Source organism: Comamonas koreensis (assembly GCF_021026195.1).
Lineage (GTDB): Bacteria > Pseudomonadota > Gammaproteobacteria > Burkholderiales > Burkholderiaceae_C > Comamonas > Comamonas koreensis.
The window spans coordinates 113,772-138,830 of the sequence record NZ_JAJNCT010000003.1 but is presented as its reverse complement, the minus strand read 5'-3'; the positions used below and the strand labels follow the sequence as shown (position 1 = coordinate 138,830).

Below are 25,059 nucleotides of genomic sequence, written 5' to 3'. Positions count from 1 at the left end.
CCCCTATGAATGCTATCAGCAAGATAGTCGCGCAGCAAAGAACCACCTGCGCCCGGAGCCAATTCGTTGTCAAAACAATACGATACAAGGGATACATTGGACGTAGCATGATATTTGTCACAAGCTAAATCAAAACCGGCACGCCCCCCACCGAAAGCAGCCGCGTGATAGCATTCCCTGCTTATGCAAGCTCCTCTCGACGGTCTGACCCCATGAATCCAGACGCTCCGATCTCGCGCAGAACGCCTGAGAAACCTCCCGCAAAATCTCCCAAGCAACCCAAGCCATCGAGCTTTGCCACCAAGACGCTGAAATTTTTTGGCTGGCTGTTTGCCTTGCTCGTTGCCGCTGCCGTTGCCGGCGCAGCGGTCGTTGCCGTGGGCCTGGCCATGGCCTACCCCAACCTGCCCGATGTCTCCGAACTGGCCGACTACCGCCCCAAGCTGCCGATGCGGGTTTACTCGTCCGAAGGCGCCTTGCTGGGCGAGTTTGGTGAAGAACGCCGCAATTTGACGCCGATTGGTGAAATACCCAAGGTGATGGTGGATGCCGTGCTGGCCATCGAAGACACGCGTTTCTTCGAGCACAACGGCGTGGATTACAAAGGCATGGCGCGCGCCTTGCTCGCCAACCTGGGGCGCGAAAAGGCCCAGGGCGCTTCCACGATCACCATGCAGGTGGCGCGCAATGTCTATCTGTCATCTGAAAAAACCTATACCCGCAAGATATATGAGATCTTGCTGACCCTGAAGCTAGAGCACACCTTGAGCAAGAATCAGATTCTGGAAATCTATATGAACCAGATCTATTTAGGTAACCGTGCCTATGGTTTCTCGGCCGCGTCCGAGACCTATTTCGGCAAGCCGCTCAAGGATGTGACGGTGGCCGAGGCGGCCATGCTCGCCGGCCTGCCCAAGGCCCCCTCTGCCTATAACCCGATCAGCAACCCCAAGCGCGCCCGCATCCGCCAGCTCTACATCATTGACAGGATGGAAGAGAACCACTTCATCACGCCCGCCCAGGCGAACGAAGCACGCGCGGAGTCGCTCAAGATCCGCTCTAGCTACGCGGATAACCGCGTGCATGCCGAATACGTGGCTGAAATGGCGCGCCAGCTGATCTTTGCCCAGTACGGCAGCGAGGCCTATACCCGTGGTCTCAACGTCTACACCACCCTGATCGCCAGCGACCAGGAAAAAGCCTATGAAGCGCTGCGCAAGGGCATCATGGACTACGAAAAGCGGCAGCACTACCGTGGACCGGAGAAGTTCATCAACCTGCCGGCTGCCGGCCAGGAGCGGGACGAGGCGATAGATGAGGTACTGGCCCAGCACCCGGACAACGGCAATATCCTCTCTGCCGTGGTTTTGGAAGCAACGCCGCGTAAAGTCGTGGTCATCCGTGCCGATGGCGATCCGATCGAGATCACCGGGGAGGGCCTCAAGCCCGTGCAATCGGGCCTGAGCGACAAGGCACCGCCTAACACCAAGCTGCGCCCTGGCGCGGTGGTGCGCATCATGGAAACCGCCAAGAAGACCTTTGAGCTGACCCAGTTGCCCGAGGTGGAAGGCGCGTTCGTCTCACTTGACCCCCGCAGCGGTGCCATCAAGGCACTGGTTGGCGGCTTTGATTTCGACAAGAACAAGTTCAACCATGTGACCCAGGCTTGGCGCCAGCCGGGCTCCAGCTTCAAGCCCTTTATCTACTCGGCAGCGCTGGAAAAAGGCTTTTCGCCCACCACAGTGATCAATGATGCACCGCTGAGCTTCCCCGGGTCGGCCGGCCAACAGCCCTGGGAGCCGAAGAACTCCGATGGCCGCTTTGATGGCCCGATGACCATGCGCCAGGCGCTGGCACGCTCGAAGAACCTGGTGACCATCCGCGTGATGCAGTCGGTGGGCCCCAAGAAGGCCCAGGAATGGGTGACCAAGTTCGGCTTTGATGCCGACAAGCAGCCGCCCTACCTGCCCATGGCCTTGGGCGCCGGCTCGGTCACGCCCATGCAGATGGTGTCCGCCTATTCGGTGTTCGCCAACGGCGGCCACCGGGTCAATCCTTATCTGATTGCCAAGATCACCGACCATCGGGGCAATGTACTGTCGGAGTTCGCACCGCCTGCCACCGAAGACCTGCCGCGCGCCATCGATGCCCGCAATGCCTTTGTGATGGACTCGCTGCTGCAAGACGTCGCCCGCTACGGCACCGCCGCCAAGGCCCAGGCCCAGCTCAAGCGCCCGGACATCTATGGCAAGACCGGTACCACCAATGACTCGGTGGACGCCTGGTTCGCGGGCTTCCAGCCTACCAATGCGGCCGTGGTCTGGATGGGATATGACAACCCCCGCAGCCTGGGTGCGCGCGAATACGGCGGCGGCCTCAGCCTGCCCATCTGGATCAACTACATGCAGCATGCGCTCAAGGATGTGCCTGTGGCCAAGATGACGCCGCCCAGCGGCCTGGTCAATGTCGGCGGCGACTGGCTCTACGAAGAGTACGCACGCAGCGCTCCCAATCTGGGCCTGGACTCTCCTGCGTCGACCGCTGGCACCATGGTGCCCCCGCCCAACTCCGAAGAGCGCAATAAGATCTTGGACCTGTTCCGCAACTGACCTAGCGCCAGCACCCAAAGCAAAGGCCAGTCCGTATCGCTACGGGCTGGCCTTTTTATTGGGGGTATCGCGTCAAGCCTTGAAGACCAGGGGCAGACCCGACTGCACACCGGCATCCCGGGTCAGATCGGCAAAGAAATCATTGCCGGTCTTGGTATCACGCCACACGCTGCCATCGAACTTGTAGTGGTAGCCACCGGACTTGGCCGCCAGCCACACCTCATGCAGCGGCGGCTGCAGGTTGATGATGATCTGGCTGCGGTTGGCAAAAATCAGGGTCAGCAGACCACCGACGCGCTGGGCATCGATATCGGCATCGGTTTCGTCGTTGATGCGGTCGCAGGTCTGTTCAACCGCCAGCAAGAGTTTTTCTGCCGCATCCAGGTATTCGAGTTCGTTCATTACAATGCTTCAATGTGGAGTATTTACCAAATTGTATGCAGGACCATTGTCCTTGCCACCGGTGCGGCACTATTGGCAGCTTGCGGCCAGCGCGGGCCGCTGTATCTGCCGACGGAGCCTGCAGCAGCCAACCGGGCAACCCTGCCGCAAACCCTGGACCCCAGCGCACCGGACCGGCCTGAACCCCAGCTGCAGCCCTCCACCGTGATGCAGCCCGCCACCAAGCCCTGATTCAGCGGGGGCTGCTGCGCGCTGGCGTGCACCCGGCCCGCCTCCTTGATCCACCTCAAGATCCAACCCACTACACCCCGTTACAGTCACGCCCGTTGCAATTGATAACTGGGCGGAAGAGATGGCGTTGGAACCTGTGGAACTGTACCGTGACGAGCATCACGCTTGTCTGATGTTCACCGACCTGGTGGAAGAGGATGCGCAGGCCGTGCAGGCCAACCAGTTCCTGATCGTCGACCATGGTACCGGCGCCATCATCGATCCGGGCGGCAACCTCGCCTTCAATGAGCTCTACATGGGCATGGTGCGCTATTTCTCGCCGCACAAGCTGTCCTACCTGATCGCCTCGCATGCCGACCCGGACATCATCGCCTCGCTGGATCGCTGGCTCACCTCCACCCGCGCATCCTTGGTGATCTCCCGTGTCTGGGAGCGCTTTGTGCCGCATTTCACCAAGGTCGGCAAGACGGAAAACCGGGTCATCCCCGTGCAGGACCCCGGTGGCATTCTGCCGCTGGGCCAGAGCCAGCTGCACATCCTGCCTGCGCATTTTCTGCATGCGGAAGGAAACTTCCACTTCTACGACCCGATCAGCCGCATCCTGTTCACCGGGGACCTGGGCGTCTCGATGACCGATGGCTATATCGCACGCACGCCGGTGACCGACCTGGCGCCCCATATTCCCCGCATGGAGGGCTTTCACCGGCGCTACATGGTGTCCAACAAGGTGCTGCGCCTGTGGGTGGCCATGGCGCGCCAGCTGGATATCTCCTTGATCGTGCCCCAGCACGGCGCGCCCATCATGGGCCCGGCCATTGCCCAGTTCTTTGACTGGCTCGACCACCTGATGTGCGGGGTCGATCTGATGGACAACCAGAACTACACCCTGCCCCAACAGGCAATCTCTCCGCTGCCGCAACGCTCCTGAGACGGTGCAACGGGCTTACAGCGTGCCGTAGCTGTGCAAGCCAGATAGGAACATGTTCACCCCCAGGAAGGCGAAGGTGGTGACCACCAGGCCCACCAGCGCCCACCAGGCCGAGACAGCACCGCGCAAGCCCTTGACCAGGCGCATGTGCAGCCAGGCGGCATAGTTCAGCCAGACGATCAGCGCCCAGGTCTCCTTGGGATCCCAGCTCCAGTAGCCGCCCCAGGCCTCAGCCGCCCAGAGCGCGCCCAGCACGGTGGCAATGGTGAAAAAGGCAAAGCCCACGGCGATGGCCTTGTACATCAGGTCATCCATGATCTGCAGGCGCGGCGTGCCCCGGTTGATCCAGCTGCGCAGCAGGATCATCAGCCCAAAGAACAGCTCCAGCGGCAAGGCCATGCGCAAGGTCTTGTCGAGCGAGGGGTAGAGGCTTTCATCGCCCCAGATGCGGAAGGCCACCAGGGGCAGCACCAGCACCAGCATGGGCACGAGCACCAGGCCGATCCACAGCGCCCGCTGCGTGGCCGCCTTCAGCAGGTAGGCCAGTGCCACCATGGCAGCCAGCGCAAAGGTGCCATAGCCGACAAAATTGGCCGGCACATGCAGCTTCATCCACCAGCTTTGCAGCGCGGGCACCAGCGGCTGGATCTCATGGGCCTGGCGGGCAACCGTGTACCACAGCAAAAAGCCCACCGAGGCACTGACCACCAGCATCACAAAGCCGCCCAGCGCCCGCGTCTGGTAATGCGCTTCGAAGTAGAGGTAGAAAAGCGCCGTCATCCAGGCAAACAGCACAAACACCTCATAGAGATTGCTGACGGGGATATGGCCGATATCCGGCCCCATCAGATAGCTCTCATACCAGCGCACCATCGTGCCCACCAAGGCCATCACAATGGCCAGCCAGGTCAGGCGGCTGCCCACCGTCGTCAGTGTCGATCCTTCGCCCTTGGACAGGAGGCCGATCCAGTAGAACACCGTGCTCATGAAGAACAGCACGCTCATCCATAGAATGGCCGACTGGCTGGACAGGAAGTACTTGAGCCCAAACACTGTTTCCGAACGCGCGATCTGCCCTGCGCCATCGACCCGGTACAGGCCAATGGCCAGCAGCGACAGCGCAGCCACCACCACCATCAACAGCTGCAAGGGCCGCCAGAACCAGCCCAGCCAGATGAAAAACGGCACCGATGCGATCAGGATGCCTTTTTCATAGCCATCCATATGGTGGCCATACAAAAACAGCGCAAAACCGCCACCAACGGCCAAGGCCAACGCAAACAGCCAGTCCCAGACCGAGCGGCTGCTGAAGTAGCCGGGGTTGAGTTGCACCGTTTGGACCACGGTGCCCGCCTGGGCGGGCGGCAGGTTGGTGGAAGCAGTATTCATCGTTGTTCTCCGCTAGGGCTCGTGCCCAGAAGCTTTTGACTCAGGCCCTCAAAATCGCGGTCCACATCCAGGGTGCGGCGGTTGGTGGACAAAGCCATGCGCGCATCGGCGCTGCCATCTGCGCGCGGTGCCAGCCAGACCCAGAGGCGCCGGTCGCGCACATAGAGCATCGCAAACACCCCCAGAATCAGGAACAGGCAACCCAGGTAGACGACCAATTTACCCGGCGCCTTGGCCACCTGAAAGACGCTGGCCTGCACCTGGTCGAACTGGGTCAGCTCAAACACCAGCGGCTCCGGGTACAGCAGCGCATCGCTCAGCGACAGCACCGACTGGGTCATGAAGCGCTGGGTCTGCTCGCTGGGCTCCAGCGGTGCCAGGCCCTCGTCGGCCCGCGCCACCTGCATCAGCTCAAACAGCACACCGTTCAAAATGCGCACCAGCACTTCGCCCGCCTTGGCGCGTTCGCCTTCGGGCACATTTTGCTCCATGAAGGCCGAAATCGCCTGCAAGCCGGTGACGCTGCTCGCGCCCGCCTGGCCATCGCCAGCAAAAATCACCAGCGCCTTGAGCGCCGAGGCATAAAGCTGCTCGCGCAGTGCCGGGCGGCTCGCCTCCACAGCGCCTGCCACATACTGCTGTACAGCGCGCTCGCGCATCGCCGGCGTCTGCAGCGCCTCCTTCAAACGCAAAAAGCCCCGGTAGCTCGATTGGTCATCTGCCGGAATGCGCAGGTAGCGGAACTGGTCGGCCAGGGTCTCGCGCACGCCCCAGAGGTACACCGGCTGACCATCGCCCATGTCGACGGGCAGCATGTAGTTGTTGAATTCACGCGCCTGGCCCGAGGCATCGCGCAGCTTGTAGCTGACGCTGGGGCCCACATTGCGCAGATCGCGCGGGGTAGTCACCTTGTTGCCGGCACCCAGGTGGTTGTCCAGGCTGGATCTCAAATCCACCTTGCGCACATCGGTGCCGCCTTGCGCGGCGTCGCCCGGGTTGGCGCCCATGTTTTCCACATTGATGGTGCGCAGGCCGGTGAACTCCAGCTCCAGCGGCGGCTGGCCCTCGCCCATCGTGATCTGCGTGGAGGCACCCACTTCGCCCTTTACCTCAAAGCTCTTCATGCCCGGCACCAGCGGCACCGCGCGCAGCTGCAGCCGCGATCCACCGTCTTCAAAGCTCGATTGGTAGATCTCGATGCCCTGGAAGCTCGCGGGATGGTTCACCTCGATGCGCTTTTCCACCGAGGCACCGGTTTTCTTGTCGTGCAGCACCACCTCGCTGGCAAACAGCCGGGGCATGCCGGTGGAGTAGTACTCGACGATGAATTTCTTCAGTTCCACCGAAAACGGCAAATCCTGCAGCAGGATGCCGTCCGACTGGTTGAGGATGGCCGTGCCTGACTGCGCGCCTTCGGCCACGATCAGATTGCCACGGAAGGTCGGGTTACTGGCGGACAGCCGGTGCTGCTCGGGCACATCGGCAATCATGCCGCCGCCGCTGAAGGTGGTCTTGCCGCCCAGCAGCATTTGCGCGCGCACAATCAAATCGCCATCGAGCAGGCCACCCAGGCAGATCAGCACAATGGCGCTGTGCGCTGCCAGGTAGCCAATCTTGTGGGCGGCGCCAGCCTTGGCCGCCACCATCCAGCCATCGCTGCGCTCTTGCAGGCGCACCTTCCAGCCACTACCGGCCAGCTGCGATCCCACCCGCTGCGCCGCCTGCGCCGGGGTCTCTGCCAAATGGGCGCTGGCCTGGTGGTGGAAGGCCTGCAGGCTTTGCACGCGCAGATTCTCTTTGTACTGGCGCAAGTCGGCCAGGTACTTGGGCGCATGCTTGGCAATGCACAGGCTGGTGCTGGTCACCAGAAAAGCCAGGATCAGCAGAAACCACCAGGCGCTGTAAACCGCATTGAGCTTGAGCGACAGGAACAGCTGGGCCCAGAAAGGGCCGAACTGGTTGACGTAGTTGACGGCCGGCTCATGCTGGCGCAGCACGGTACCGATGACCGAGGCAATGCAGATGATGGACAACAGCGCAATCGCAAAGCGCATCGACGACAGCATCTCATAGACGGCACGGGTGCCCAACTGAGGCTGTAACTGCGTTGGCGTGGGAGAGGATTCAGACATGGGTACGACGCTATCGGTGAAAAGCAGGAGCAGGACCGCTGCTGCGCTGCCAGTCCGCACCCCATGGAGTCGCCACCAGAGTACAAGTTCGCAGAACGCCGAGTTTAGTCTGCAACCCTAGGGATAGCCCTGAGGCCCGGGAAATGCCCAGCAACGCGCTCAATGTCATGGCGCGGGGGCTTTCCCCGTGGCGGCACAGGTCCAACGCACAAGGCGCCGGCCTAGCGCAGGCCCGCAATATAGTCCGACACCGCCTTGATTTCCTTGTCGTTCATCTTCGCGGTGACGCCTGTCATTTGCAGGCTGTTGCCGCGCTTGCCGTCGCGGAAATCATGCAAGGTCTTGCTGACGTAATCAGCGTTCTGGCCAGACAGCCGGGGGTACTGGGCCGGGATGCCCGCGCCATTGGGGCTGTGGCAGCCCGCGCAGGCGGCAATCTGGCGGTCGGGCAGGCCGCCGCGGTAGATGCGCTCGCCCAGGGCAACGCTGTCCTTGTCCTTGGCAAAGCCCAGCTTGCCGGGTTTGCTGGCCAGCCAGGCCGAGATATTGAGCATGTCCGCATCCGACAGGCCTGCGACCATGCCCTGCATTACTGGGTCCTTGCGCTTGCCGGATTTGAACTCCTGCAGCTGCTTAAGCAGGTACTCGGGGTGCTGCTGGGACAATTTGGGGTTGATGGCGATGGAGGCATTGCCGTCGGCATTGTGGCAGGCCACGCAGACGGCGGTGTAGCTGGCCTCCCCCTTGGCCAGGTCCGGCTTGGGCGACCGGTTGGGCGTCTCGGACGCCGAATACACAGAAACGGAAGAAAAAGCCAGTACAGCCGTTGTCAGCAAAGGGGCGATCAACTTCATATCGTGGGTCTTTGTCTGGTTTATGGGTATAAGGCCAAAGCGGCCAGATTCTACAATGATGCCTTAGATAGACTCGAACGCACATGACGACAACACCTAGTACCCCCCAAGCCGTTGCAGACACGCCAAGCCCAGGAATCGATGGCAAGGCGGCTTTGGGCTGGATGCACACCGCCCGCTTCTTCACCACCGCTGCGCAACTGCACCAATTGCCTGTCGTCGATGTGCCAGAGTTCGCCTTTGTGGGCCGCTCCAATGCGGGCAAGTCCACATCGATCAACACCCTGACCCAGCAGAACCAGCTGGCCTTTGCCTCGAAAAAGCCCGGCCGCACCCAGCACATCAACCTGTTTTCGCTGGGCAAGAAGGGCGTGACCGATGCCGTGCTGGCCGACTTGCCCGGCTATGGCTATGCCGCCGTCTCGCGCGAGGACAAGAAGCGCTGGCAGCAGGTCATGGTGAACTACCTGGTCAGCCGCCCCAGCCTGACCGGCATTGTGCTGCTCTGCGACCCGCGCCTGGGCCTGACCGAGCTGGACGAAGCGCTGCTCGACATCATCCGCCCCCGGGTAGAGCAAGGTCTCAAGTTCTTGATTTTGCTCACCAAGGCCGACAAGCTGACCCGCGTCGAGCAGGCCAAGATCCTGTCCATCACCAAGCTCAATGCCGGTGGTGGTGAGGTGATGCTGTTCAGCGCGCTGAAAAAGCAGAATGTGGACAAGGTCGCCCAGTTGCTGTGGCAGTGGTCGCACCCGGAAGGACTGGTCAGCCCCGAGGCCGCGCCTGCAGCGCCAGAAGCCCCTGCGGACGATCAATAAGCCGCGCGCCAGCCAAGGCGCTCAACAACAAAGGCCCGAAAGGGCCTTGGTTGTTTATGCTTAGTTGTTTATGAATAGAGCGAAGGCTCGCCTTCCGGCCGGGTCTTGAAGCGCTTGTGCACCCAGTAGTACTGGGGCACCATGGTGCGGATCTGGGCTTCGAGCTCGCGGTTCTGGCGCGTGGTGTCGGCCACCACATCGTCGCTGGGAAAGTCCTGCCAGGCCGGCGAGATGGTCACCTCATAGCCCTGGGGCGTCAGCCGCGTATACATGCCGATCACCTTGGCCTTGCCCAGCCGCGCAAAGCGCGACAGCGAGGGAATGGTCGCGGCCACCTGGCCAAAGTAAGGCACAAACAGCGAGTCGCTCGGGCCAAAGTCCATGTCCGGCAGCAGGTACAACAGCCCATGGTCCTTGCGCAGGCTGGCAATGATGGGCTTGATGCCATCGTCGCGGTTGAGCATGCGCACATCGCCAAAGCGCTGGCGGCCCTTGCGGATCCAGGCATCGACATCGGCATTGGGCTGGGTCGAGAAAATGCTGGTGAAGGGCCGGCTGCAGTGGATGGTGAGCGCCGTGCCCCCGGCATCCATGCTGTAGAAGTGCGGCGCAAAGATGATGGTCGGGGTATCGCCTTCCAGCTCTTCGAGCGCGCCGGTCATGCGGGTGCGCTTCTCCAAGGTTTTTTGCGGCGCAAACCAGAGCCAGCTGCGGTCGAGCCAGGTTTGGCAGAACACCACAAAACTCTCCTTGGCCCAGTCGCGCCGCTGCGCGGCAGTGGCTTCGGGAAAGCACAGCTCCAGATTGCGCAGCGCAATGCGGCGGCGCGAGGGCACCAGGTAGAACAGCACGCGGCCCATCAACCACCCCAGGCCGCGCAACACCGACAAAGGCAGGTGCGACATCAGCCACATCCACCCGATAAACAACTTACCCATGCTTTTGACCTTCCGAGGGAGCGGCAGCCAGACTGCGCGGCTGCTTGTAGCGCGCATAGCCCCAGAGGTATTGCTCGTGGCTCTCGCGGATCAAACGCTCCATTTCCTGGTTGATCTGCAGCACGGCGGCTTCAGCCTCCTGGGCCAGCGGGGCCTGCAGGCCGCGCACATACAGATCAAAGCCCCGGCCCAGTGGCCGGCGCACACAGCGCGCCAATATAACAGCCGCACCGGTCTGCTGGGCCAACTTGGCGGCCAAGGTCATCGAGTAGGCGGGCTTGCCAAAAAACGGCACCCACATGCCCTGGCCATCGGGCGGCACCTGGTCAGGCAGCAGCCCCACGCTATGGCCTTGGCGCAAGGCCTTGATCATCTGCCGCACCCCCGCCATCGTCGTCGGTGCCGAGGCCAGACCGGGGCGCGCGCGTGCCGTCTCCATCAGCTTGGCCAGCCAGGCCTGGCGCGCCGGGCGGTAGAGCACGGTGATGGGGCCATGCACCACACCCCAGCGCCGCGCCATGTACTGGGCCGAGAGCTCGAAGCAGCCCATGTGCGGGGTCAAAAACACAATGCCCTTGCCATCGGCCAGCGCCTGCTCGATCACTTCGGCGCCATGGATGTCACAGGGCAGCGGCGCGCCAAACCACAGGCGCGGCACCTCGGCCACCATGCGGCCGGCATGGGCCACGGCTTTTCTCACATCGGCAAAGCGGTAGCCCGCCTGCTGGGCATTGGCCAGAAAACGCCGGCGGTAGGTGGGCGAGGCGGCAAAGGTGAGCCAGCCCAGGACAGCGCCCAGGCCATGCAATAGCCACAACGGCAGCGCAGCAAACAGTCGAAACAAGAATGGCATTAGAATATGTCGGTCGCTGAGTTAAAGAGCAACTTGCAGGGCGACGTTAAAAACAAACTGCTAAAGCGTTCGCCAGGCTCCCTCAAGGCTCGGGCAACGCAATTGCCCAAGCTTTGAAGGAGTTTTTTGTTTATGGCAAACAGCGATTTTCTGTTTACCTCGGAATCAGTGTCCGAAGGCCATCCCGATAAAGTGGCCGACCAGATCTCTGATGCGATTTTGGACGCTATTTTCACCCAAGATCCACACAGCCGCGTGGCTGCAGAGACACTGACCAACACCGGTTTGGTGGTATTGGCAGGTGAGATCACCACCGGCGCCAACGTGGACTACATCCAGGTGGCCCGCGACACCATCAAGCGCATTGGCTACGACAACACCGACTACGGCATCGACTACAAGGGCTGCGCCGTGCTCGTGGCCTATGACAAGCAGAGCCAGGACATCGCCCAGGGCGTGGACAAGGCCAGCGACGACGAGCTGAACACCGGTGCTGGCGACCAGGGCCTGATGTTTGGCTATGCCTGCGACGAAACGCCCGAGCTGATGCCCGCGCCGATCTACTACGCACACCGTCTGGTCGAGCGCCAAGCCCAGCTGCGCAAGGATGGCCGTCTGCCTTTCCTGCGCCCTGACGCCAAGAGCCAGGTCACCATGCGCTATGTGGACGGCAAGCCCCACAGCATCGACACCGTGGTGCTGTCCACCCAGCACAGCCCCGACCAGTCGGAAACCGCCACCAAGATGAAGGCCAGCTTCACCGAAGCCATCATCGAAGAGATCATCAAGCCTGTACTGCCATCGGAATGGCTGCAGGACACCAAGTACCTGATCAACCCCACCGGCCGCTTCGTTGTGGGCGGCCCCCAGGGCGACTGTGGCCTCACCGGCCGCAAGATCATTGTGGACACCTACGGCGGTGCCTGCCCCCACGGCGGCGGCGCCTTCTCCGGCAAGGACCCAACCAAGGTAGACCGCTCTGCCGCCTACGCTGCCCGCTACGTCGCCAAGAACGTCGTCGCTGCCGGTCTGGCGCGCCAGTGCCAGGTGCAGGTGGCCTACGCGATTGGTGTGGCCCGCCCGATGAACATCACCGTCTACACCGAAGGCACCGGCGTGATCCCCGATGCCGAAATCGCCAAGCTGGTGGCCGCGCACTTTGACCTGCGCCCCAAGGGCATCATCCAGATGCTGGACCTGCTGCGCCCGATCTACAGCAAGACGGCGGCGTATGGCCACTTTGGCCGTGAAGAGCCGGAGTTTACTTGGGAAAGAACCGACAAGGCTGCGCTGCTGCGCGCTGCTGCTGGCTTGAAGTAATTCGGTTCAGGTAAGTCTTCTTTAAAAATCCGCTCGGAGTGATCCAGCGGATTTTTTTATGGGCGGCTCACAGGCCAAGGCGACGCGGTCACAGCCCTCTCGCACTCAGCGCCAGCTGCTGCCTGAACTCCGGCCGCACGCGGTGCAGCTGTGCAGGCCGGTGCGCGCCACCAGCCTGCATTTCGCCGGGCACGGGCTCGAGCATGCCCAGCTCGTCCATCTTGCGGCGAAAGCTCACCTTGTTCAGCGGCTCGCCCAGAATGCTTTCATAGACCTGCTGCAACTGCGGCAGGGTAAAGCTCTCGCCAAAGAAATGCACCGGCAGCGAGGAGTACTGGCTCTTGCTGCGCACCCGTGCCAGTGCCGCCTGCAGGATTTGTGCATGGTCAAACGGCAGCTGGCCGGTGGCAGCGACGGGTACCAGTTTCAGCCCCGGCCTTTGCGCGGGCAGCTTTTGCTGCGGGATCAGCGCACAATAGCTGATGGCGACCGACCAGCCGCGCGGGTCCCGCGCCGGGCCGGTAAAAGTGGCCAGTTGCTCCAGATAAGCGTCTTCAATCCCCCCCTTGCTGCGCAGCACACGGGCGGCACTGGCATGGGCATCGGCGTCTTCTTGCGCATGGATGTAGCCGCCCGGCAAAGCCCACACCCCGGCAAACGGCGCGCGCTCGCGCTGCACCAGCACCACGTTCAGCACCCCGTCCACCAAGGTCAGCACCACCACGTCCACAGTGGTCAGCACCTGGCCCAAGGCGGTTTCACTTTGCATCATTTCTGTACCAAGTCTTTCTCATGAATGGCAGTATGCCGCTGCAGCTACCCAGAATCAATAAAAACATAGGCTTCAGACAAAAGATTTTATGCAAGCCGGGTCAATTAGTTAGTTGCAAAAATATTTTAACAAGCGTAGACTGCTTCACATCGAAGGAGAAAGACATGCGCCAACGCACACAGCTGCTCATCATCGACCCGCAAAACGACTTTTGCGATCTGCCGCCAGATTGGCGCCCCAGCTGCGCGGCAAGTCCCGCGCCCTTTGCCCCCAGCCTGCCGGTGGCCGGCGCCCATGCGGATATGCAACGCCTGGCGCAATGGCTGCTGCAGCATGCCTCTCAGCTCGATGGCATCACCGTCACGCTCGACTCCCACCAGGCCTATGACATTGCCCACCCCGCCTTCTGGCAGCAAGGCGATGGCAGCGCAGTGCCGCCCTTTACCGCCATCACTGCGGCCCAGATGCGCGGCGGCCACTTCAGGCCCCGCAACCCGGACGAGCAGGGACGGACCCTCGCCTATTTGGATGCACTGGAAGCCCAGGGCCGCTACACCTTAATGGTCTGGCCGCTGCACTGCGAGATCGGCAGCATCGGCCATGGCGTGCATGCCGACGTCCTGAACGCCTGCCGCCAATGGCAAAGCCAGCGCCAGCGCGCAGTCAAGCATGTGTTCAAGGGCATGAACCCCTACACCGAGCACTACAGCGCCATCTGCGCCGAGGTGCCCGATCCGCAGGATGCAGACACCGGCCTCAACACCGCCCTGCTCCAGCAGCTGGCGCAGGCCGATACCCTGGTGATCGCCGGTGAGGCGGGCAGCCACTGCGTGCGCGCCACGACCGAGCACATCGTGCAGCATATCGGGCCGCTCTGGGGCGCCGAGGATTTCTCGCGCATCGTCCTGCTGAGCGACTGCATGAGCCCCGTCTCCGGCTTCGAGGCAGCCCAAGAAACCTTTTTGCAGCAGATGCGCGCCATCGGTGTACGCTGCTGCACCAGCACTGCTTTCCATTTATAAATACTTCAGCGCCAGCACGTACTGAACTGGCGCTGGCAGCTCTCATTTTTGACAGAGAAAGACGCGGTATGCAGCCCATCATCACCAGCCTGCTCGACACCGATTTGTACAAGTTCACGATGTGGCAGGCCATGCTCCATCGCCATCCGCAGACCCAGTCCACCTACCGCTTTGTCTGCCGCTCGCAGACTGAGTTTCCGCTGGTCGATCTGCTGGCCGAGGTGCGCGCCGAGATCGACGCGCTGTGCAGCCTGAAGTTCAAGAAGGACGAGCTCGACTACCTCGCCAGCCTGCGCTTTATGAAGAGCGATTTCATCGACTTTCTGCGCATCTTCCAGTTCCAGCGTGATTTCATCGAGGTCGAGCCCGATGGCGATGGCCTGCATATCGTCGCCCATGGCCCCCAGGTGCATGTGATGGGCTTCGAGATCTTTGTGCTGTCTATCGTCAACGAGCTGTACTTCCGCCGCTTTGACCAGGCCAGCGCGCTGGCCGAAGGGCGCAAGCGCCTGGGCGCCAAGATTGTGCGGCTGCAGGAGTTGGCGCAAGAGGCCAAGCACCGCCACCCCTTTGAGCTGTTTGACTTTGGCGTGCGCCGGCGCTTTTCTGCCCCTTGGCAGCGCGAAGTGGTGCAGGCCTTTGCCACACAGACGGCCCAGTGGTTCAAAGGCACCTCCAATGTGCTGCTGGCCCGCGACCTGAACCTGGTGCCCATCGGCACCATGGCCCATGAGTATCTGCAAAGCTACCAAGCCCATGGCGTGCGCCTGCGTGATTTTCAGATCGCCGCGCTGGAAGACTGGGTGCAGGAGTACCGGGGCGACCTGGGTATTGCACTGACCGACACCGTCGGCATGGATGCCTTCCTGGCCGATTTCGACATGTACTTTGCCAAGCTGTTCGACGGCTTGCGCCATGACTCGGGCGACCCCTATGAATGGGGCGAAAAGGCCCTGGCCCACTACGCCAAGCTGCGCATCAATGCGCATGCCAAGCGCCTGGTGTTCTCCGATGGCCTGACGCTGGACAGCGCGCTGGCGCTCTACCAGCACTTTGCCGATCGCATCCAGTGCGGCTTTGGCATCGGCACCCAGCTGGCCAATGACATGGGCCTCAAGCAGCTCAACATCGTGATGAAGCTCACGCACGCCAACGGCCAGCCGGTGGCCAAGCTCAGTGACAGCCCGGGCAAAACCCTGTGCGACGACGAGACCTACCTCGCCTACCTCAAGCAAGTGTTCCATGTGACGCATTAAGGAGCCGCCATGCTCAAGATCACCCTGGCCCAGCTCAACCCCACTGTGGGCGATATGGATGGCAACATCGACCAGATGGTGGCCGCCGCCCGCCAGGCGCAGGCAGACGGCGCGCAATTGGTTGTGTTTGCCGAGCTGTCGCTGACCGCCTACTACCCCGGCGACCTGCTCGACGAGCCCGATTTTCTGGCCCGTGTGGACGCCGGCATTGCGCGCCTGTTGCAAGAGAGCCAGCAGCTGCCCGATCTGCACTGGGTGCTGGGTGCGCCCACACGCGCTGCCGGCCCCGGCAAGCATCTGCACAACAGCCTGCTGGTACTGCACAACGGCGCCATCCGCCTGCAGTACGACAAGCAACTGCTGCCCACCTACAACATCTTTGACGAGCGCCGCCACTTCGAGCCCGGCCGCGATGTGGCCAAGGTGCTGCGCATCGGCCAGATGCAGGTCGGCTTTCTGATCTGCGAGGATGGCTGGAACGACAGCGGTGCCGACTACGCCACCAACCCGTTCGAGCGCATGGCCGATGCCGCCCCCGATGTGGTTGTCAGCATCAATGCCAGCCCCAGCCACCTGGGCAAGCGCGAGGAGCGCCACCAGATCTTCAGCCATGCCGCCCGCCGCCATGGCTTGCCGATCCTGTATGTCAACCAGATCGGGGGCCAGGATCAGATCGTGTTCGATGGCGCATCGTTTGCGGTGCAGCCCGAGCGCGGCATCGTCTGGGAAGCGCCGCGCTTTGTGCAAACCGTCTGCACGCTGGGCTTTGACAACGGCGACTTCTGCCTGCCCGATGGCACACGGCCCGCCACCCCTCCGGCAGAAGGCCTGCCGACGATGGAGTTCTACCGCCAGCAGATCATTCTGGGCCTGCGCGACTACGCACGCCGCTGCGGCTTTCGCCAGGTGGTGGTCGGCAGCTCCGGCGGTATCGATTCAGCGCTGACCCTGGCACTGGCGGCCGAGGCGCTCGGTCCCGAGAACGTGGTCGGCATCACCATGCCCTCGCGCTACTCCTCCAGCGGCTCGGTCGACGACTCGGTGGCGCTGTGCCGCAACCTGGGCATTGCGCTGCACACGCACCCGATTGCCGATCTGGTGCAGGGCTATGCCCAGCAGTTCGAGGCCAGCTTTGGCGCGCCCTTGCAAGGCCTGCCGTTGGAGAACGTCCAGGCCCGCATTCGCGGCACCATCCTGATGGAGTACAGCAATGCCTGCGGCCACCTGCTGCTGACCACGGGCAACAAGTCCGAGATCTCGGTGGGCTACTGCACCTTGTATGGCGACACCAATGGCGGGCTGGGCCTGATCGGCGACCTGTACAAGACGGAGGTCTTCGCGCTGTCACGCCATATCAATGCCAGCGCCGGGCGCGAGATCATCCCCGAGGCCATCATTGACAAGCCGCCATCGGCCGAGCTGGCTCCCGACCAGAAGGACGAGGACAGCCTGCCGCCCTATGCCGTGCTCGACGAGATCCTCAAGATCCTCATCGAAGGCCAGCGCCTGTCGAGCCTGGAGTACGACGCCGCACGCCTGTTTGTCGACCGCTTTGTGCAGACCGAGGCCGGGCGCCAGACGCTTGCCAAGGTGCAGCGCATGGTCCACCGCAGCGAGTACAAGCGCCGCCAGGCGCCGCCCATCCTGCGCCTGCGCCCGCGCGCCTTTGGCACCGGCCGGCAAATGCCGATTGCGGCTTACTACCCCTGAAGCAAGACGGCGCATCCACAGCGCATAATCCCCAACCAGCACACCAGCAGGCACCAAGACAACGAGATATGAGCGCAGCTACCGAGCACTATGACCTGGCCGTATTGATTGGCCGCTTCCAGCCGCCGCACCTGGGCCACCTGGCCTTGCTGCAGCAGGCGCTTGCCCGCGCCAGCAAGGTGGTGGTAGTACTGGGATCGGCACTGCAGGCCCGCAGCCCCAAAAACCCCTTTACCTGGCAAGAGCGTGCGCAGATGTTTGCCGCAGCACTGAGCTCGGCCGATGCGGCGCGCCTGGTGTTTGTGCCCATCCGCGATTACTACGACGAGCCGCGCTGGGTCACGGCCGTGCGCGAAGCCGTCACCAGCCACAGCCAACCCGGCGCCCGCATTGGCCTGGTGGGCCATTTCAAGGACGAGAGCAGCAGCTACCTGGCCCACTTCCCCGGTTGGGAGCTGGTCAGCCTGCCACGCCAGAACAGCATTGACGCCACCCCCATCCGCGACGCCTACTTTGGCTTGCAAGGCGATGATTCCGCTGCAGACCTGGCCGCCTTGGCCGAGATGCTGCCCGCCAGCTCGCTGCAGTTTCTGCAGCAGTTCCGCAGTACGCCGGAATACGCCGCGCTGCAAACCGAATGGCAGATGCTGCGCCGCTACCAGGCCTCCTGGGCGGCGGCGCCCTACCCGCCGGTCTTTGTCACCGTCGATGCGCTGCTGCGCTGCGGCAACGAGGTGCTGGTGATCCGCCGTGGCCATGCACCGGGCAAAGGCTTGCTGGCCTTGCCCGGCGGTTTTGTCGAGCCGCGCGACAGCCTCTGGCAATCCTGCCTGCGTGAACTGCAGGAAGAGACGCATTGCGCGCTGGACGAAGCACAGTTGCAGGCCAGCCTGCAATCGGTGACCGTGTTCGACCACCCCGACCGCAGCCAGCGTGGCCGCACGATCACCCATGTGCACTATTTCGACCTGCAGCGCAGCCCCAAGCCTGCGGTGCGAGCCGACGACGACGCCGCCGAGGCTTTCTGGCTCAGCATCGATGCAATACGCGCCCGCGAGGCCGAGTTTTTTGAGGACCATTTCCAGATCGTGCAGAAAGTGCTGGCGGGCAACGGACAATAGCGCCCATGCAAGCCTTTGTCTCCAACCGCCCAGGTGCCCGCTGGCCCTGGCTGCTCATTGCCGTGCTGCTGCTGCTGGGTGCAGTTCGCTTTCTGGTGTTCAGCGCGCACTCGCCAGTGCTCGGCTACCCCAATAATTTCGATTTCCTGCGCACCTCCGGCTGCGTAGGCATCTGGAACTTTGACGCCCAGTCCGAAGCCTTCCACAGCCCTGCGCCTGACCGGGTGGTCGCGCAGTTGCACTACAACGACGAAAGGCTGTGGCAGTTTTGCAATCCGACCGCTGAAACCCTTTACCTGAGCGCACTCAAGTTGGGCCACAGCGTGGGTGACACCTTTCCCATCCAGCACCTGGCCTATGTCAAATTGGTCATCGTGCTGCTGGCCTATACCGCGCTGATGTGGGCCTTGCGCAGCATGCGCCTGCGCCTGTTTCTCAGTGCCTGCTTTGTGCTGCTGTGGTGGGACATGAGCACCTTGCTGTACTTCCAGTCGCTCTATCCCGTCTTCAGCAGCCTGTTCTTCTCCTTATTTGTCGTCATGGCCCTGCTGGCCTGCCGCCTGGATGCGTTCTCGCGCAGCGCCTGGGCCTCGCTGCTGCTGGCGGTGCTGACTTTCATGCTCGGGTTTTCCAACCAGCAGTACTTTTACCTGGCCATCGTGCTGACGGCCGTCTTCCTGCTCTTCAACGGCCGGCAATACCGCCTGCACAGCGCCGCCATGCTCTGCGCCGTGCTGGTGGCCAGCCTGTGCCATAGCTATCTCCGCCCCGCACAAAGCCAGGAGTTCTATGCCGGCATCGACCGCGTCAACCGCACCGACACCATCTTTTATGGCGTGCTGATGCACTCCCGCAACCCTGAGGAGGCTGCAGTCAGCCTGGGGCTGCGCCCAGAATGTGCCCAGATGGCCGGCATTGGTGCGCATGCCTTCAACCATGGCCTCAAACAGAATATCTGCCCGGAGGTGGCGAGCATCAGCCGCTTAAAGCTGCTGAACCTGGCAGCGAAGCAACCAGCGACTATTGCGAAGACGCTGCTCGCGGGCGTAGAGGCCTACAAACCGGTCTATGGTTTTTTCCCGCAACTCTATCCTTTCCATGCCAGTGAGCTGTCTCCTGGCATGTATGCAAGTTCGCCGTCATCACTGATCGTCAGTGCCCCCCGGGCTCTGTACCTGGCAATGGTTGCTGTCATGGCGATGCTGGCAGCAGCGGCATTTGTCTATGCGCTCCTGCCTCGTGGTCGTCAATCCCTTTGGGCACATGCCATCTGGATCGGCGGCTTGCTGTGCTTCTACAGCATCTTCAGCTCGGTGTTTGGCGACGGCATGGTCGAGGTCGAACGCCATGCCGCCGTCTTCCTGCCTGGCTTCATCTTGCTGTGGCTAGGCGCCATAGTTGGCTTGGTAGATCACCTGCGAGTGGCAAGATAGCGCCATGCCCCTGACACCCGCTTCGTCCTCCAGCCGCCTGCAAGGTCTGCTGCGCCTGATGCGGCCGCGCCAGTGGGTCAAGAACGGCTTTGTGCTGGCGCCGCTGTTGTTCACGGGCTCGTTTACCGACCCGCATGCGGTGCTGCAGGCCTTGCTGGCCATGCTGCTGTTCTGTGTGGCCTCCTCGGCCACCTACATCGTCAACGACCTGCGTGATATCGAGCAGGACCGCAAGCACCCCCGCAAATCCCGAACCCGCCCCCTCGCCGCGGGCCTGGTCACGGTGCACCAGGCGCTGGTACTGCTGCTGGTGCTGTATGCGCTGCTGCTGGCCGCATGGCCGTGGGCTCCGCAGGTGCTGCCGGTGATTGCCGCCTACCTGGTGCTGAATCTGGCCTACAGCTACTACCTCAAGCACCAGCCTGTCCTGGATATTTTCACCATCGCCATCGGCTTTGTGCTGCGCGTATGGGGCGGCGCGCAGGCGCTGCAGGTGCCGATCAGTTCCTGGATGTTTGTCACCACCTTGTGTCTGGCGCTGTATCTTGCGGCGCTCAAGCGGCGCCAGGAGCTGCTGCAAACGGGTAGCGAAGCCCGGGCAGTCTTGCAGAAATACTCGGTGTCGCTGGTGGAGCGCTATGCCGAGATCGCTGCGACCGGTGCCCTGCTTTTCTACAGTATGTTTGTGATGTCGGTCCGCCCGCAGCTGGTGGTGTCCATCCCGCTGGTCCTGTTTGGCCTGTTTCGCTACTGGTATGTGGTGGAAAAGCTCGACGGCGGTGAATCGCCCACCGATGCCTTGCTCAGCGATCTGCCGCTGCTGCTGACGGTGCTCGCCTGGGTGCTGGTCTGCCTCTGGGCGCTGGCGGGCTTGAAAGGATAAGCATGGATCTGTCCTATCTGCTGACCCCGCTGCTGGCCTGGCTGGTTGCTGGCTCACTGAAGTTTCTGATCAACAGCTGCCGCGCGGGCAAGCCCGCCTTTGGCTTGATCGGCTATGGCGGCATGCCCAGCAACCACAGCGCCATTGTCAGCAGCATGGCTGCGCTGGTCGCGTTCAAGCATGGCATCGACCACCCGGCTTTTGGCGTTGCACTGACCCTGGCATTCATCGTGGTGCTGGACGCCAGCAGCCTGCGCCGGCAAGTGGGCAAACATGCGCAGGCCATCAACCGCCTGCAGGCGCAAGACCCAGCGACGGCAAGCACAGCACTGCGCGAACGCATGGGCCACAGCCTCGCCGAGATTCTGGGTGGCGTGGTTTGCGGCAGTGTGCTGGCCTGGGCGGTGCAGGCCTGGTTGCCGTTGTACGATTGAGCCTTTGCTTGCCAGCGCCCACGCGGCCTTTCCGTATGCCATTGACCATCCGCCCCGCCACTATCGACGACACCGATACCATCCTGCGCTTTGTGCGCGATCTGGCCGTTTACGAAAATGCCGAGCACGAGGTGCTCTCCACCCCCGCCCATGTGCACAAGACCATGTTCAGTGCAGGTGCCACCGCGCATGGCCTGATCTGCGAGCAGGATGGCCAGGCCATTGGCTTTGCGGTGTATTTCTTCAACTACTCCACCTGGCAGGGGCGCAATGGCCTGTACCTGGAAGACCTGTACGTGGACCCCAGCCACCGTGGCAGCGGCGCGGGCAAGGCCTTGCTGCGCCATCTGGCGCGCATAGCCGTAGACAAGGATTGCGGACGCTTTGAATGGAGCGTGCTGGACTGGAACACGCCCTCGATCCAGTTCTATGACAGCCTGGGTGCCAAGCCGCAGAGCGAATGGATTCGCTACCGAATGACTGGCGAGGCGCTCGAGACCTTTGCCAGGGGTTGAGGACGAGGCTCAGCCCGAAGGGGCCGAGCCGCCGCCTCAGACCGTTGCGGGGTCAAAATCCAGCTGGTAGTTTTGCGGGCCGCGTGCGGCGATCTTCAAGGCGCCCATGCGGTTGCCCAGCTCCACACAGGTGCGCAGCGGGCGGCCCTGCTCCAGGCCCCAGAGCAAACCGCCGCGCCAGGCATCGCCACAGCCGGTCGGGTCAACGACGGCAGCGGCCTGGATGCCTGGCACATGGGTGCGCTCGCCGTTTTCCCAGAGATCGCAGCCCTCGGCGCCCAGGGTCACCATCAGGCCTTGCACCTGGGTGGATATCGCGGCAAACGACAGACCGGTGCGCTCGCTCAGCATCTTGCCTTCGTAGTCGTTCACGGTCACCCAGGTGGCCAGGCTGATGAAGTGGCGCAGGTCATCGCCATCGAACATCGGCAGGCCCTGGCCGGGGTCAAACACAAAGGGAATGTCGGCGGCATGCAGCTGCTCGGCATGCTGCAGCATGGCATCACGGCCATCCGGCGCCACGATGCCAATCGCTGCGCCGCAGTCCTTGGTGATGATGTTTTCATGGGCCTGCATCATCGCGCCGGGGTGGAAGGCGGTGATCTGGTTGTTGTCCATGTCGGTGGTGATCATGCACTGGGCGGTGTAGTGGTCGTCGAGCTTCTTGATGAAGCGCGTGTCGATGCCCAGCTGCTTGAAATGCGCCACATAGCCATCACCGTCATGGCCTACCACGGCCATCGGCAGGGCCTGGCCGCCCAGCAGGTGCAACGCATAGGCGATATTGCCGGCGCAGCCGCCAAAATCCCGGCGCAAGGTCGGCACCAGAAAGGACACGTTCAGGATATGAATCTGATCGGGCATGATCTGGTCGGCAAAGCGGCCAGAGAAAGTCATGATGTTGTCAAACGCGAGCGAGCCGCAGATCAGCGAAGCCATGAAGCTATTCTTTCTGTTATCAAAAATTCAAGGGTAGAACGCGAGCACGCGGTAGCCCACCACATCACCGGCAGCCTCTGCCACCTCGATGACCATCTCGGCCGTCCACTCGCCATGCGCGTCCAGCGCGGCAGGCGCCTGCAGTTCCTGCGGGCTCAGCACGCGGCGCAGCACCAGCTTTTCTGCTGCGTCATTGAGGCTCAGCTCCAGCGCAGGGACAGCTACCGGATAGTCCGCCCCATTGCGCAAGACCACGCGCAGCCGGAACTGGCGCACCCCCACGGCGTTGAAACTGGTGCTGTCGATAGAGACGGCCTGCAGCAGCCGAGGCGGCGCAATCTGGCAACCCGCCAGGCGGCAAGCCGCTTGCAGTGCTGGCCGCCACTGGGGTTGGGCAAGGGCCAGGCGGTCCCGCTGGGTCAGCGCAATCTGCAGCAGCAAGGCTGCCAACAGCAGCAGGCTGAGCAACAGCGACAGTACGACCACCCAGGGCTTGCGCCAGAATGCCTTGCGCTTGGCAGCGCGCACAAAGCTTGGCTCGGCGGCCATATCCGTGCCATCGGCAGCTGCGGCATCCGCCGCTGCGACGGCCTCATCCATCTGTGCCACATAGTTGGTCGGCCCAGACATTGAGGGCTCCACCTTGCCGGCATGCAGGGTTCTGCCCGCCATCTCGGGCGCCAGCAGCAGTTCATCCTCTTGCCGCGCCACTGGGGCAGGGTCGGACAGACCATGGGCGCTGCTCTGCCTCAAATACGGCGGAGGTGAAGCCGGCTCCTGGACCTGCAGCTCTTTTGCAGCAGGGGCAGCGGCAGCTGCCACCACATCCTCCGCGACCAGCGGTGCGGCCTCATCCAGCAGCGCGGGCTGCGCTGGCTCTGGCGGCACAGGCGCTGGTACGGGCTTTTGGCGCTCGGCAATGGCCTCCAGCAGACGGCCCTCGCGGGCTTGCAATTCCGCCAGGTCGTCAGTGGCCGAAAAGTCCACCCGGCTGCTGCGCAGCGATTCCGGGCGCTGGTCGGCCATCGGCTGCCATTCGCTCTCCAGGCCGCTGCGGTCCTGGCCCGCAGGTGGCGCGGCGGGGGTCTGCGCCTCGGCCTCGTCCCCATAGGCCTGCATCCAGGACGAGTCCACATAGCCGGAATCCCCGCTGGCATTGGCGCGGCGCGGAAACACCAGCACCGACAGCTCGGGCACCTGGGCATGGGGGTCGACCTGCAGCGAGTTCTCGGTCCGCAGCACCGCCGCCCCACTCTGCACGGGCTCGGGACTGAGCCTGGCCTCCACGGACGGAGCCGCCACCGGGGCCTGCGCTGCAACAGGGGCATGTTCCACAGACGGCGCCTGCGGGCCGGCAGGCCCTGCCGACGGCGCACTGGCTACCAGGTGCGTGAGCGCGTCAAATACCGCCTTGCATTTGCCGCAGCGCACCCAGCCATCGGAGATGCGCAACTGGTCATCCACCACCTTGAAGCGGGTCTGACACTGGGGGCAACGCGTTATCTGGCTCATCGCAGTGGATTGTAGGGTCAGAAGTTCAGCGGCCTGTCCCGGTGGCGGAATCTGCTGCGCGCCGTGCTGTCATCAGCACCCAACCGTCTTCGCTATCGGCCACGTCCAGTTGCAGATAAGGCGCATAGGCGGCCTTGAGCTCATCGGTCTGGCGCTCCAGAATACCGGCCAGCACCAGGTGACCGCCTTTGGCCACATGGGCGCACAGCAAGGGGGCCAGCACCTTCAGCGGCGTCGCCAGGATGTTGGCCAGCACCGTCTGGTATACGCCCTGTGCAGCATCGGGCAAGCCGGCGCGCAACTGCACATGGTTGGCCTGGGCGTTGTACTCGGTCGATTCCACCGCAGCGGTGTCAATGTCCACCGCGTCGATGTCCAGCGCGCCAAACTTGGCGGCGCCAATGGCCAGAATGCCGGAGCCGCAGCCGTAATCCAGCACGCGGCCCAGGTCCTGTCCCTCTGCACCGCGCTGCGCAATCCAGCGCAGGCACATGCGGGTGGTAGGGTGGGTGCCGGTGCCAAAGGCCAGGCCAGGGTCCAGGCGGATGCTGCGGGTAGCGGCCGCTGGCAGCTCATGCCAGGTGGGCACAATCCAGAAATCCGGGGTGATGTCCACCGGCGCGAACTGCGACTGCGTCAGACGCACCCAGTCCTGCTCGGCCACTTCGCGGATGCCCAGCAGGCTGCAGCCTGCAAAGAAATCCTGCAGCTGCAGCAGGCTCTGCGCCTCTTCGGCCGCAGCGCGCTGCGGGAACAGCGCCACAATGCGGCTGCGCTGCCAACCATCCTTGGGCGGCGGCATGCCGGGCTCGCCAAACAGTGCCTGCTCGGCATCGGTCTGGGCATCGGCATCTTCGACCGAGACGCTGAGCGCATCGAGCGCATCCAGCGCTTCGCTCACGCTCTCGACCCGGTCTTCCGGGCACATCAGGCACAGTTCGTACATGACAGGGTTTCCTTAATGCAAAAAGCTGGCATTCCCTTGGAA

23 protein-coding genes are annotated in these 25,059 nt (G+C 62.8%); 13 read left to right on the top strand and 10 right to left on the bottom strand.

Features of this window, described 5'->3' with window-relative positions:
* The first annotated feature begins 212 nt into the window (after window positions 1-212).
* Window positions 213-2,609 carry a penicillin-binding protein 1A gene (locus LPW39_RS00645; protein WP_230770496.1) on the top strand — a complete coding sequence of 799 codons (2,397 nt, stop codon included), beginning with the start codon at window positions 213-215 and terminating at the stop codon, window positions 2,607-2,609.
* A gap of 72 nt (window positions 2,610-2,681) precedes the next feature.
* On the opposite strand, the gene cyaY is transcribed toward LPW39_RS00645, so the two are convergent.
* Complete coding sequence (gene cyaY / locus LPW39_RS00640) at window positions 2,682-3,011, bottom strand: iron donor protein CyaY (protein WP_230770495.1); 330 nt, start codon at window positions 3,009-3,011, stop codon at window positions 2,682-2,684.
* Window positions 3,012-3,023: 12 nt separating this feature from the next.
* Here cyaY and lptM point away from each other — a divergent pair, with 12 nt between their 5' ends.
* Window positions 3,024-3,242 carry an LPS translocon maturation chaperone LptM gene (gene lptM / locus LPW39_RS00635; RefSeq protein ID WP_230770494.1) on the top strand — a complete coding sequence of 73 codons (219 nt, stop codon included), beginning with the start codon at window positions 3,024-3,026 and terminating at the stop codon, window positions 3,240-3,242.
* Between the two features lie 121 nt (window positions 3,243-3,363).
* Window positions 3,364-4,170, top strand: a complete 807-nt coding sequence (locus LPW39_RS00630; protein ID WP_230770492.1) for an oxygen-binding di-iron domain-containing protein — start codon at window positions 3,364-3,366, stop codon at window positions 4,168-4,170.
* Between the two features lie 15 nt (window positions 4,171-4,185).
* Here the strand turns inward: LPW39_RS00630 and ccsB are convergent, their stop codons facing one another.
* The 3 genes from ccsB to LPW39_RS00615 all read right to left on the bottom strand — a co-directional run bounded on the left by ccsB (window position 4,186) and on the right by LPW39_RS00615 (window position 8,545).
* On the bottom strand, window positions 4,186-5,559 hold the full coding sequence (ccsB, locus tag LPW39_RS00625) for a c-type cytochrome biogenesis protein CcsB (RefSeq protein WP_230770491.1): 1,374 nt from the start codon (window positions 5,557-5,559) through the stop codon (window positions 4,186-4,188).
* Window positions 5,556-7,691, bottom strand: coding sequence for a cytochrome c biogenesis protein ResB (locus LPW39_RS00620; protein ID WP_407928763.1), 2,136 nt, complete (start codon window positions 7,689-7,691; stop codon window positions 5,556-5,558). The genes ccsB and LPW39_RS00620 overlap by 4 nt, the downstream gene beginning before the upstream one ends.
* A 221-nt stretch (window positions 7,692-7,912) precedes the next feature.
* Entirely contained in the window at window positions 7,913-8,545 is a 633-nt protein-coding gene (locus LPW39_RS00615; protein ID WP_133856922.1) for a c-type cytochrome, read from the bottom strand.
* Between the two features lie 83 nt (window positions 8,546-8,628).
* Here LPW39_RS00615 and yihA point away from each other — a divergent pair, with 83 nt between their 5' ends.
* Complete coding sequence (yihA, locus tag LPW39_RS00610; RefSeq protein WP_230770490.1) at window positions 8,629-9,363, top strand: ribosome biogenesis GTP-binding protein YihA/YsxC; 735 nt, start codon at window positions 8,629-8,631, stop codon at window positions 9,361-9,363.
* Between the two features lie 68 nt (window positions 9,364-9,431).
* Here the strand turns inward: yihA and LPW39_RS00605 are convergent, their stop codons facing one another.
* Complete coding sequence (locus tag LPW39_RS00605) at window positions 9,432-10,301, bottom strand: lysophospholipid acyltransferase family protein (protein WP_230770489.1); 870 nt, start codon at window positions 10,299-10,301, stop codon at window positions 9,432-9,434.
* A complete protein-coding gene (locus tag LPW39_RS00600; protein ID WP_230770488.1) occupies window positions 10,294-11,154 on the bottom strand; it encodes a lysophospholipid acyltransferase family protein in 861 nt (286 codons plus the stop codon). The genes LPW39_RS00605 and LPW39_RS00600 overlap by 8 nt, the downstream gene beginning before the upstream one ends.
* Window positions 11,155-11,286: 132 nt before the next feature.
* On the opposite strand from LPW39_RS00600, the gene metK reads away from it, so the two are divergent.
* Window positions 11,287-12,474 carry a methionine adenosyltransferase gene (gene metK, locus LPW39_RS00595; protein ID WP_230770487.1) on the top strand — a complete coding sequence of 396 codons (1,188 nt, stop codon included), beginning with the start codon at window positions 11,287-11,289 and terminating at the stop codon, window positions 12,472-12,474.
* Window positions 12,475-12,562: 88 nt separating this feature from the next.
* Here the strand turns inward: metK and LPW39_RS00590 are convergent, their stop codons facing one another.
* Window positions 12,563-13,243, bottom strand: coding sequence for an NUDIX hydrolase (locus tag LPW39_RS00590; protein WP_230770486.1), 681 nt, complete (start codon window positions 13,241-13,243; stop codon window positions 12,563-12,565).
* A gap of 167 nt (window positions 13,244-13,410) precedes the next feature.
* Between LPW39_RS00590 and LPW39_RS00585 the strand changes: the two genes are divergently transcribed.
* The 8 genes from LPW39_RS00585 to LPW39_RS00550 all read left to right on the top strand — a co-directional run bounded on the left by LPW39_RS00585 (window position 13,411) and on the right by LPW39_RS00550 (window position 21,620).
* Entirely contained in the window at window positions 13,411-14,268 is an 858-nt protein-coding gene (locus LPW39_RS00585) for a cysteine hydrolase family protein (protein WP_230770484.1), read from the top strand.
* A 68-nt stretch (window positions 14,269-14,336) separates the two neighbouring features.
* The gene (gene pncB, locus LPW39_RS00580; RefSeq protein WP_230770483.1) at window positions 14,337-15,524 is read left to right on the top strand and encodes a nicotinate phosphoribosyltransferase; all 1,188 of its coding nucleotides are present in this window, start codon (window positions 14,337-14,339) and stop codon (window positions 15,522-15,524) included.
* Between the two features lie 9 nt (window positions 15,525-15,533).
* A complete protein-coding gene (locus LPW39_RS00575; RefSeq protein WP_230770481.1) occupies window positions 15,534-17,234 on the top strand; it encodes an NAD+ synthase in 1,701 nt (566 codons plus the stop codon).
* A 68-nt stretch (window positions 17,235-17,302) separates the two neighbouring features.
* The gene (locus LPW39_RS00570) at window positions 17,303-18,355 is read left to right on the top strand and encodes a bifunctional nicotinamide-nucleotide adenylyltransferase/Nudix hydroxylase (protein ID WP_230770480.1); all 1,053 of its coding nucleotides are present in this window, start codon (window positions 17,303-17,305) and stop codon (window positions 18,353-18,355) included.
* Window positions 18,356-18,360: 5 nt separating this feature from the next.
* On the top strand, window positions 18,361-19,788 hold the full coding sequence (wsfD, locus tag LPW39_RS00565; protein WP_230770479.1) for a glycan biosynthesis hexose transferase WsfD: 1,428 nt from the start codon (window positions 18,361-18,363) through the stop codon (window positions 19,786-19,788).
* 4 nt (window positions 19,789-19,792) lie between these two features.
* Window positions 19,793-20,671 (top strand): decaprenyl-phosphate phosphoribosyltransferase, encoded by an 879-nt coding sequence (locus LPW39_RS00560; RefSeq protein WP_230770478.1) that lies wholly within the window; start codon window positions 19,793-19,795, stop codon window positions 20,669-20,671.
* A 2-nt stretch (window positions 20,672-20,673) separates the two neighbouring features.
* Window positions 20,674-21,105, top strand: coding sequence for a divergent PAP2 family protein (locus tag LPW39_RS00555; protein WP_230770477.1), 432 nt, complete (start codon window positions 20,674-20,676; stop codon window positions 21,103-21,105).
* Window positions 21,106-21,140: 35 nt separating this feature from the next.
* Window positions 21,141-21,620 (top strand): GNAT family N-acetyltransferase, encoded by a 480-nt coding sequence (locus LPW39_RS00550; RefSeq protein WP_230770476.1) that lies wholly within the window; start codon window positions 21,141-21,143, stop codon window positions 21,618-21,620.
* Window positions 21,621-21,656: 36 nt separating this feature from the next.
* Here LPW39_RS00550 and LPW39_RS00545 read toward each other — a convergent pair whose 3' ends face one another.
* From LPW39_RS00545 to prmA, 3 genes are read right to left on the bottom strand one after another with little or no spacing between them, the layout of a single operon-like run.
* Complete coding sequence (locus LPW39_RS00545) at window positions 21,657-22,559, bottom strand: carbohydrate kinase family protein (protein WP_230770475.1); 903 nt, start codon at window positions 22,557-22,559, stop codon at window positions 21,657-21,659.
* Between the two features lie 27 nt (window positions 22,560-22,586).
* Entirely contained in the window at window positions 22,587-24,071 is a 1,485-nt protein-coding gene (locus LPW39_RS00540) for a zinc-ribbon and DUF3426 domain-containing protein (protein WP_230770473.1), read from the bottom strand.
* A 25-nt stretch (window positions 24,072-24,096) separates the two neighbouring features.
* Window positions 24,097-25,017: a 50S ribosomal protein L11 methyltransferase gene (gene prmA, locus LPW39_RS00535; protein ID WP_230770472.1), complete on the bottom strand. Its 921-nt coding sequence runs from the start codon at window positions 25,015-25,017 to the stop codon at window positions 24,097-24,099.
* Window positions 25,018-25,059 lie beyond the last annotated feature (42 nt).

Excerpts from the sequence above, each read along its gene's own strand:
- LPW39_RS00570 (WP_230770480.1), top strand. The coding sequence starts at position 17,303 with ATGAGCGCAGCTACCGAGCACTATGACCTGGCCGTATTGATTGGCCGC.
- LPW39_RS00550 (WP_230770476.1), top strand. The coding sequence starts at position 21,141 with ATGCCATTGACCATCCGCCCCGCCACTATCGACGACACCGATACCATC.
- LPW39_RS00645 (WP_230770496.1), top strand. The coding sequence starts at position 213 with ATGAATCCAGACGCTCCGATCTCGCGCAGAACGCCTGAGAAACCTCCC.
- pncB (WP_230770483.1), top strand. The coding sequence starts at position 14,337 with ATGCAGCCCATCATCACCAGCCTGCTCGACACCGATTTGTACAAGTTC.
- LPW39_RS00590 (WP_230770486.1), bottom strand. The coding sequence starts at position 13,243 with ATGCAAAGTGAAACCGCCTTGGGCCAGGTGCTGACCACTGTGGACGTG.
- LPW39_RS00620 (WP_407928763.1), bottom strand. The coding sequence starts at position 7,691 with ATGTCTGAATCCTCTCCCACGCCAACGCAGTTACAGCCTCAGTTGGGC.
- ccsB (WP_230770491.1), bottom strand. The coding sequence starts at position 5,559 with ATGAATACTGCTTCCACCAACCTGCCGCCCGCCCAGGCGGGCACCGTG.
- LPW39_RS00585 (WP_230770484.1), top strand. The coding sequence starts at position 13,411 with ATGCGCCAACGCACACAGCTGCTCATCATCGACCCGCAAAACGACTTT.
- LPW39_RS00630 (WP_230770492.1), top strand. The coding sequence starts at position 3,364 with ATGGCGTTGGAACCTGTGGAACTGTACCGTGACGAGCATCACGCTTGT.
- metK (WP_230770487.1), top strand. The coding sequence starts at position 11,287 with ATGGCAAACAGCGATTTTCTGTTTACCTCGGAATCAGTGTCCGAAGGC.
- LPW39_RS00615 (WP_133856922.1), bottom strand. The coding sequence starts at position 8,545 with ATGAAGTTGATCGCCCCTTTGCTGACAACGGCTGTACTGGCTTTTTCT.
- lptM (WP_230770494.1), top strand. The coding sequence starts at position 3,024 with ATGTGGAGTATTTACCAAATTGTATGCAGGACCATTGTCCTTGCCACC.
- LPW39_RS00540 (WP_230770473.1), bottom strand. The coding sequence starts at position 24,071 with ATGAGCCAGATAACGCGTTGCCCCCAGTGTCAGACCCGCTTCAAGGTG.
- LPW39_RS00555 (WP_230770477.1), top strand. The coding sequence starts at position 20,674 with ATGGATCTGTCCTATCTGCTGACCCCGCTGCTGGCCTGGCTGGTTGCT.
- prmA (WP_230770472.1), bottom strand. The coding sequence starts at position 25,017 with ATGTACGAACTGTGCCTGATGTGCCCGGAAGACCGGGTCGAGAGCGTG.
- LPW39_RS00575 (WP_230770481.1), top strand. The coding sequence starts at position 15,534 with ATGCTCAAGATCACCCTGGCCCAGCTCAACCCCACTGTGGGCGATATG.
- LPW39_RS00545 (WP_230770475.1), bottom strand. The coding sequence starts at position 22,559 with ATGGCTTCGCTGATCTGCGGCTCGCTCGCGTTTGACAACATCATGACT.
- LPW39_RS00560 (WP_230770478.1), top strand. The coding sequence starts at position 19,793 with ATGCCCCTGACACCCGCTTCGTCCTCCAGCCGCCTGCAAGGTCTGCTG.
- cyaY (WP_230770495.1), bottom strand. The coding sequence starts at position 3,011 with ATGAACGAACTCGAATACCTGGATGCGGCAGAAAAACTCTTGCTGGCG.
- LPW39_RS00600 (WP_230770488.1), bottom strand. The coding sequence starts at position 11,154 with ATGCCATTCTTGTTTCGACTGTTTGCTGCGCTGCCGTTGTGGCTATTG.
- LPW39_RS00605 (WP_230770489.1), bottom strand. The coding sequence starts at position 10,301 with ATGGGTAAGTTGTTTATCGGGTGGATGTGGCTGATGTCGCACCTGCCT.
- yihA (WP_230770490.1), top strand. The coding sequence starts at position 8,629 with ATGACGACAACACCTAGTACCCCCCAAGCCGTTGCAGACACGCCAAGC.
- wsfD (WP_230770479.1), top strand. The coding sequence starts at position 18,361 with ATGCAAGCCTTTGTCTCCAACCGCCCAGGTGCCCGCTGGCCCTGGCTG.